The 7354-nt window shown below is 56.4% G+C and carries 6 protein-coding genes and 1 pseudogene; 3 read left to right on the forward strand and 4 right to left on the reverse strand.

All coding sequences use genetic code 11. The features are described from left to right. Positions 1-2 precede the first annotated feature (2 nt). From SLH47_RS23030 to SLH47_RS23045, 4 genes are all read right to left on the reverse strand, one after another. Positions 3-1007, reverse strand: a complete 1005-nt coding sequence (locus SLH47_RS23030; RefSeq protein ID WP_320243059.1) for an iron ABC transporter permease — start codon at positions 1005-1007, stop codon at positions 3-5. Positions 1008-1085: 78 nt separating this feature from the next. Continuing rightward, entirely contained in the window at positions 1086-1946 is an 861-nt protein-coding gene (locus SLH47_RS23035) for a heme/hemin ABC transporter substrate-binding protein (RefSeq protein WP_320243051.1), read from the reverse strand. Next, positions 1946-2992 carry a hemin-degrading factor gene (locus SLH47_RS23040; protein WP_320243052.1) on the reverse strand — a complete coding sequence of 349 codons (1047 nt, stop codon included), beginning with the start codon at positions 2990-2992 and terminating at the stop codon, positions 1946-1948. Before SLH47_RS23040 ends, SLH47_RS23035 begins: the two co-directional genes overlap by 1 nt. A gap of 69 nt (positions 2993-3061) precedes the next feature. Then, positions 3062-4777: a TonB-dependent receptor domain-containing protein gene (locus SLH47_RS23045; protein WP_320243054.1), complete on the reverse strand. Its 1716-nt coding sequence runs from the start codon at positions 4775-4777 to the stop codon at positions 3062-3064. 172 nt (positions 4778-4949) lie between these two features. Between SLH47_RS23045 and SLH47_RS23050 the strand changes: the two genes are divergently transcribed. The 3 genes and pseudogenes from SLH47_RS23050 to SLH47_RS23060 form a co-directional block, all read left to right on the forward strand. Next, the gene (locus SLH47_RS23050; RefSeq protein ID WP_320243055.1) at positions 4950-5546 is read left to right on the forward strand and encodes a DUF6088 family protein; all 597 of its coding nucleotides are present in this window, start codon (positions 4950-4952) and stop codon (positions 5544-5546) included. 217 nt (positions 5547-5763) lie between these two features. Next, positions 5764-6594 carry a type IV toxin-antitoxin system AbiEi family antitoxin domain-containing protein gene (locus SLH47_RS23055; protein WP_320243056.1) on the forward strand — a complete coding sequence of 277 codons (831 nt, stop codon included), beginning with the start codon at positions 5764-5766 and terminating at the stop codon, positions 6592-6594. Continuing rightward, positions 6575-7180 (forward strand): annotated as a pseudogene (locus SLH47_RS23060) (nucleotidyl transferase AbiEii/AbiGii toxin family protein); the annotation flags it as partial. The gene SLH47_RS23055 and the pseudogene SLH47_RS23060, both read left to right, overlap by 20 nt. Positions 7181-7354 lie beyond the last annotated feature (174 nt).

Consider the following 7354-nt stretch of genomic DNA (forward strand, 5'->3'; position numbering starts at 1 on the left):
CCCTACAGATCCACCAAAGATCGGTTGCGCATCAGGATCCACAAGAAGAATGGTCCCCCAATGATGGCTGTAATGATCCCGATGGGCATTTCGGCGGGGGCGATGACCGTGCGCGAAATAGCGTCCGCCAAAAGCAGCATCACGCCGCCGAGCAGGGCCGAATTGATCAGAAGACCCTTGTGGTCTGGCCCCTGAACGAGGCGCAGAAGATGTGGAACCACGATGCCAACAAACCCGATGCCGCCGGTTACGGCGACGGCAGCTCCAACGCTGCACGCTACGGTGAGAATCGCGATGCGCTTCATCCTCTGCACCGGAATGCCAAGATGGCCTGCCGCCGCCTCACCCAGCGCGAGCGCGTTCAGACTGCGCGCCAGAAAGGGTGCAGCGAAAAGGCATATGATGATCAGCGGTGCCGCCGACCAGAATTTCTGCCAATTCGCACCGGCGACCGACCCCAACCCCCAGAAGGTGAGATCGCGCAATTCGTCGTCGGTGGCGTAGTACACCAATATACCGGTCAACGCTCCGGTCAGCGCCGCAAGCGCTATACCCGCGAGCAGCATCGTTGCCACCGATGTGCGCCCGTTGCGGGTTGCCACGCTGTAGAGCAATAGCGTGGTGATCCAACCGCCAAAGAATGCGGCTAGTGGCACCAGATAGTAGCCCGTCATTGCCTGAAACCAGAGAGGTGCTGAGCCGCCCAGAACAATTGCAACCACAGCGCCAAAGCCCGCACCTGCGCTGACCCCCACGAGGCCAGGATCTGCAAGCGGATTGCGAAAGAGCCCCTGCATGATCGCACCCGAAACCGCAAGCGCAGCGCCGACCAGCACACCGGTCAGAACTCGGGGCAGACGAATGTCCCAGACAATGGTGCTGTCCCGCACCGACACGCCATCGGCTGAAAGCAAAGCACCGATAACATCCGTATCAGAAGCTGCCCCCCAGCCCAGACTGAGCAACATCGCCGTCACCAAAAGTGCTGCGAGGCATAACGTGAGCATGCGCGATCGGGCGCGTCTGTCGCCTTGCTGCCGCACGGTGCCGGAATGCGCGGGTATGAATGTGGTAGAGGCCACGCGCTACTCTCCGCTCGACAACGTTTCCAGCTGTACCAGGAGGTCACCGGCCAATTGCGGTGTCCGCGGACCAAAGCCCAATGCGGCACCCGGGATTGTGATAAACGCCTCGTTTTCTCCAGCGGGTGTTAATGAAACAGAAGGAAGTGCAAGGACTTCTTCCGCACGGCCGCCGTGATCGCCACGCCCATCCATCATGATAATGACGTCGGGTGCTGCCAGAATAATGGCTTCATCATTGACGAGCTTGTAGCCTTCGAATGTATCCGCCATCACGTTCATCCCCCCCGCCAACTTGATGATGCCGTCGGCTCCCGTTCCCCGGCCTGACGCGTTCAGCCGCCCACCATCAATTGAGAGGGCGAACAAAACTCGGATTGGATCATCCCCGCCAACCCGTTTCTGTTCCAATTCGGCAAAGTCCTCAGTAAGCTTCGCGATCAGCGCATCCGCCTTTTCTTCGACACCAAGCGCCTCACCAACGGTGTCGACGGATGCCAATACCGCTTCGGGCGTGAATCCGTCTTCGACAAAGACGATCGGCACTGCGGCGGCGCGTAGCTGATCAAGCGCCTCTTCCGGCCCCGATGTCGATCTTGCAATGATGAGGTCCGGACCGACAGACAAGACACCCTCTGCAGAAAGGCGCCTCATATACCCGACATCCGGGAGTTCGCTGGCCTCTTGAGGGAAAACGGACGTTGTATCACGCGCAATGATGCGGTTCTCTTCGCCCAACGCATAGATGATTTCTGTGATGGGGCTACCGACCGAGACGATTGCATCTGCTGTCGGGTAACGTTCTGCAGGGCTGATAGTGGGCCAAGCAACGCAGGCTGCGATCATCGTGACGGTACGGATCATCATGCCGTCTCCATTGATGCGGTAGGCAACGCGCTGATAATCGCATTCCAGTCAGACAGGTCATCATCTTCGCCGGAGCGCTGACCGAAAACCTGTGCAATCAACATGCCGGCCGCGTCGAACATCTCTATTGAAAGGGCCGCGCCGCGCTTGGTCGGCTTGATTACAGCATAGACTTCGGCGATGTGATCGCTCCGCAAATGCAGATCAAACCGGTCATCCAGCACATTGAGCCACGGGCCCATCGGCTTGATGTTCACCAGCCTACCCCAGTGGATCTGGATCATCCCGCGATTGCCCACAAACAGGATCACCTCTTGCCCTGCTTGCGCCACTGCATCGAGAAGCATCGCTGGCGCGCTCAAATCCAAAGGCTTGACCCAGCGTTCGCTCGAGACCATTCGGTAGGCGCCCAGTCGGTTTATTCCTAGCTTCGACGTAAGGCGCATGAACTGGTGCGTGTCAGTCATTTTAGCCCATTCAGATAAAAGTAGATCGCGCTTCGCCGGATTTTGCTTTGCCGCCTCAGGCGGTACGCGATCGGCAACTTCAAGGGATTCACTGCCTTCAACTGCAAGGGCCTCAATCACTTCGGCCCAAGCATCATGGTTCGACTCCTCTCGCAGAAACACCTTGTGGACAGCATCACCGGCCGCATCAAAGACCTGCAATGTGCGGCGTAGTCCTTTTTCGGTCTCCTGCTCGATTGCAAAGGCCGTTGCCCAGTGTTTTGGAAAAATACGCAGATCGATCTCTTTGCCCAGCACCATCGCGGCATGGGCGCCACTATGGTATTCGCCATATGTGCCGACCCGCTCGTGAATCGCGCTTTGATTTCTTGTAAGCGCCATCACTTCGCCAAGCCGGCTGACCGCTGGCATCAGCCTATCAGGATCAGGCGTAATGGCCCGGACGCCGACACCAAGATGAGCTGCAACCAGTTGCGCCTCGCTTATCCCCAATCGGTCGGCAAAATCCCGGTCACGGGACTTTGGATCCTCTTTGCGCGCCGCGCGGATTGCTTCTGCTGTCTGCTTTTGCGCCATGTTTCTACTCCAGTCTGACTTTTAGGTCAGATGGGGCGGCGGCATGTCGCCCCATCTTGGTTTGGTGTCTTAGAATGTGCGGGCGACCGACAGGATGATGTTCCTCCCCTCGCCATTGCGCGAAGAGCCATATTGCCGGTAGTCCTCATCAAGGATGTTCTCAAACGAGGCACGGAATGCAGTGCCAGCCAGTGCACCGCCATTTGGTGTGTATCCGATGCCTAAATCGTAAAGGGTGTAGTCTTCGGACGGTGCGGTGGACCCGGAATCAGAGTCCGTCCGATCATTCTCAAAGCTGTGGTCGATGGTGAAAAACACATCCAACTGGTCATCCAGCATGCGTCGGCCCAACGTCAGTTCGATGTTGTCCGCAGTGCTTTGTTCAAAGAAATCATCGACCTCCGTCCCATCGGACAGTTCCGTCACATCGCCACGGTTGGCTGCGGCGGCAAGGTCAATGTAAAACTGCGGGTGCACGTATGACGCCTCAAACTCGACCCCCTGCAATTCAATTTCTGACTCGAAGCGGCCCATGCCTGCAGAATATGTGCGACCATCACTGATCAGGGTCTGATATACGGTTAGCTTTGCCGCAAAGCTGTCATCGCGGGTAAAGACGTCGAGGCCATCATACGAAAGGCCTGCCTCAACCGTGTCAGCCTGTTCGATGGTGCCAAGCAGCGCCTCATCATTGGCATCATCAAATATCGGCAGGTTTTCGTTGTGCGCGACCGTTGCAAACACCGAGAAAGTGTCTGTGAGATCATACATTGCGCTGATGCCACCGGTCCAACTTGTGTCTTCGACCTCTGTCCCGTTGGGAACGAGCGGATTGCCAAATCCGTCGGTAGGCGGGTTATCTTCGAATGTGAGCCTCTGTGCCTCAAAACGCACAGCGGGTGTGACGATCAGGCGTTCACCGATCTGCATCTCGTTCTGGACGAAGAGCGCCACATAATCATCTGTGCCGCCCGGCGCATCGCCATCGTTGGTGCCGACTTCCACAATGGAACTGCGCTCGCGCCGACCAACTTCCAGCCCCGTCAAGAGCTCATTTCCGATATTCGCGGTTTGGAATCGCGCGGTGTTCTCAACAACAACTGACCATGTCTCTGTCAAGTGGTCGGCCTCAAGCAGGTCAGTCATGAACGGGTTGGACACCGGATCAATCGCCACCTCTTCACGTTTGAATTGCAACCGCGCTGTGAGATCGATCAGCAGATTGTCTTCCGGGTTGAACTCGTATTCCAGATATGCGGTGGCATCCTCAATATCGCGGTCAACACGCCCAAACGCGCTGTCGATTGACGGGTCGAACACGTTGTAGTTTACATCACGCTCTGGAATCTGGTTTTGCTGATACGCAAAGGTAAATCGACTGGCGCCATCCAATTGATAAGACAGTTTTGCCAAGGCAGAGCTTTGCTCAAACTCGGTGCCCAAGATTTCGTCGCCATTTCCATCTTCGCGGTTCTCTGAGGTTCTGACACCAAAGAACAAGAGAGCCTCGAACCGGTCTGTCGGTGCAAAGGCAAGGATCGATGTCGCCAGTGGCGACTCACCATTGAATTCATATCCGAGCTTTTGCCGGAACGAGAACGTATCGCCGTCTTCAAGAAAATCGCTGGCCTCCTTTGTGGTGAGTTCGATCGTCCCCGCTGAAGCCGAGCTTGAATAGCGAAACCCGCCAGATGGGCCGCGTGTGACAGAGACTTCTTTGAAAAGCTCCGGTTCCAACGCGAGGATTGACCCGTTGCGGTAGATTTCCTCGGACCCGCTGCGCACCCCATCAACGATTATTGAGACGGTCCCATCGCTGGAGTAAAGGCCCGCTTCCTGAACCCCACATCTTACCTTCGCTCCTATTGCGAATGACCGGTTCCTGCCCTCCCAGCCGAAACCGCTCCATCTTGAGGTTTAGAAAAACATTTCCTATTTTCTGACACGGAGTTGAACCATGATCACGTCGAAAACCAAGCAACGCATTGTTGGAAAAGGCCAGGGTGCCATCTTCGCCCCGTCGGACTTTCTTGATATCGGATCGCGTGCTAGCGTGGATCAGGCGCTGTCGCGTCTTGCGGATCAGGGCGTGATCCGGCGGCTGACACGTGGGCTCTACGACTATCCCAAGCGCAGCACGCGCTTCGGGCTCTTGGCCCCCTCCGCCGACGATATTGCGCGCGCGGTTGCGCGGAAGGACAATCAGGTTCTGCAGCCTTCGCCTGCGATGGCGGCGAACCAGTTGGGTCTGTCTACCCAAGTCCCGTCCAATCCGACCTACATGACCGACGGACCCACTCGGACAAAGAAGATCGGACGGCAGGTCATCCAGTTCCGTAATGCCTCCCCTAAAACCTTGGTTGGTGCCGGGTCTAAGACGGGCACTGTTTTCCAGGCGCTTCGCTATGTCGGCAAGGACCGGGTGGACGATCAGGTGATCAGTAAAATCGCCCGCACGTTGGATGTCAAAGATCGTGCGCAGCTTGCAAAGCAGAGCCAACTTATCCCGGCATGGATGCATCCGGTCGTCCAGCAGATTGTGGTACACGGCTGAGCATGGACGTCTTCGCGAACGAAACAGCCAAGAACTCAGGCATCGCTTTCTGTCCTTGGCATCGGATTTCTCCGACTATCGCGCATGTCTGGCAAACGTTCGGAACCTACTCCTCTTTTTGCTGAGTTCCAGTTTTCAGCGCTATGAACACCGAAAAGATCGTTTCTTCAAAGAATTCTTATTGCGATCTCTTTGAAGAAATAGCATCTAAAGCGTCATGAGCGCTGGAAGATCGCAAAACCTGAAGAAAGTTCTCGAGGCGGTGCCACCGGGATATCTTGTGGATGCCGCCTGGCTCGCTGGTCAAAGTGTCGCTTATGAGACCTTTCGCGACTACGTGAAACGTGGATGGCTTGAGCGCGTTCACCGCGGCGTCTTCCGCCGCCCTGTCCCAAACACGTCAGGATCAAACACCATACCCTGGAACGCCTGCCTGCTCTCAATGCAGCACATCATGAACTACGAGGTCCACATCGGTGGCACCATTGCGCTTTCTCAACAGGGCTATGATCACTACCTGCGTCTTGGCAGAAATGCTCCTGTCTGGGTTTATGGCGATGCCACACCAAAGTGGCTGAGCAAACTCCCACTCGACGCCCCCATCGAGACACGCAAAACATCGCTGTTCACTGATCCGGCACTTGGTCTCACAGAGAACACCGGCAAGTCAGAAAATACCCTGCCTTGGGAGTGGCAATTGCAGATGTCTGCCCCCGAACGAGCTGTAATGGAAGCCCTGGACGAACTGCCGGATCATGGGAGCTTTCACAACCTCGACATGATATTTGAGGGCCTGACGACGCTGCGCCCGAAATTGCTCTCGGCACTGCTACTGAGCTGCACCAAAATCAAGGTTCGGCGACTCTTCTTTGTCTTTGCGGATCGTCACAATCACCCGTGGCGCAAACGCCTCGATCCCAAAGCCTTCGACCTTGGGGCAGGCGACCGTGCACTGGTCAAGGGCGGGAAGATCCACCCACAGTATCGCATCATGGTGCCGGAGGAGTTTGTGAGAACGGAGGTCGACAATGGCGCGCAAGGTCTATGAAGCCCAAGTCGCTCTTCTTGTGCGCGTGCTGCCCCATGTTGCGAGCGAAAAGATATTCGCGCTCAAGGGTGGCACTGCAATCAACCTGTTTTACCGCGATTTGCCGCGCCTCTCGGTTGATATCGATCTGACCTACCTGCCGATCAAAGAGCGCAACGAAAGCCTCGCCGAAATCAACGACGCTCTGGATCGCATCGCTGCATCAATCGAAGGAGGCATCAACGACGCGCGAGCACAACGAATTCTGGGTGGTGGGGGCGGTGCCACACGCTTACTCGCACGTCTTGGGGGTGCCGAGATCAAAATCGAAACCTCGCCGGTCACGCGGGGCGTTGTCCATGACCCCGAAATCCGTTCGGTCTCTGAGGCGGTGGCAGACGCGTTCGGGTATTCAGAAATGCAAATTGTATCGTTCGAAGACTTGTTCGGCGGCAAGCTACATGCTGCAGTCGATCGCCAGCATCCGCGCGACCTTTACGACGTGAAGCTGCTCTATGAGCACGAAGGCCTGACGGAAGATCTGTTCAAGACCTTCTTGATCTACGTCGCCTGTTCATCACGTCCTGCGCATGAACTGCTGAAGCCCATTTTCTGAGGCCATTCGCGCCCGCGTGGTGCCGGGAAAGGGTATGGAAGATCAGACTGGCCTGCTGCCGGTTTCGTGGACGCCGAGATAAGGTGTTTATGAAACTGGACGATCTACATGACGAGAAGGATGTTCAGCCGCGAGTTTAAGCAGGAAGCGGTGGAAATGGTGACG

Source organism: Cognatiyoonia sp. IB215182, from assembly GCF_033963905.1.
Lineage (GTDB): Bacteria > Pseudomonadota > Alphaproteobacteria > Rhodobacterales > Rhodobacteraceae > Yoonia.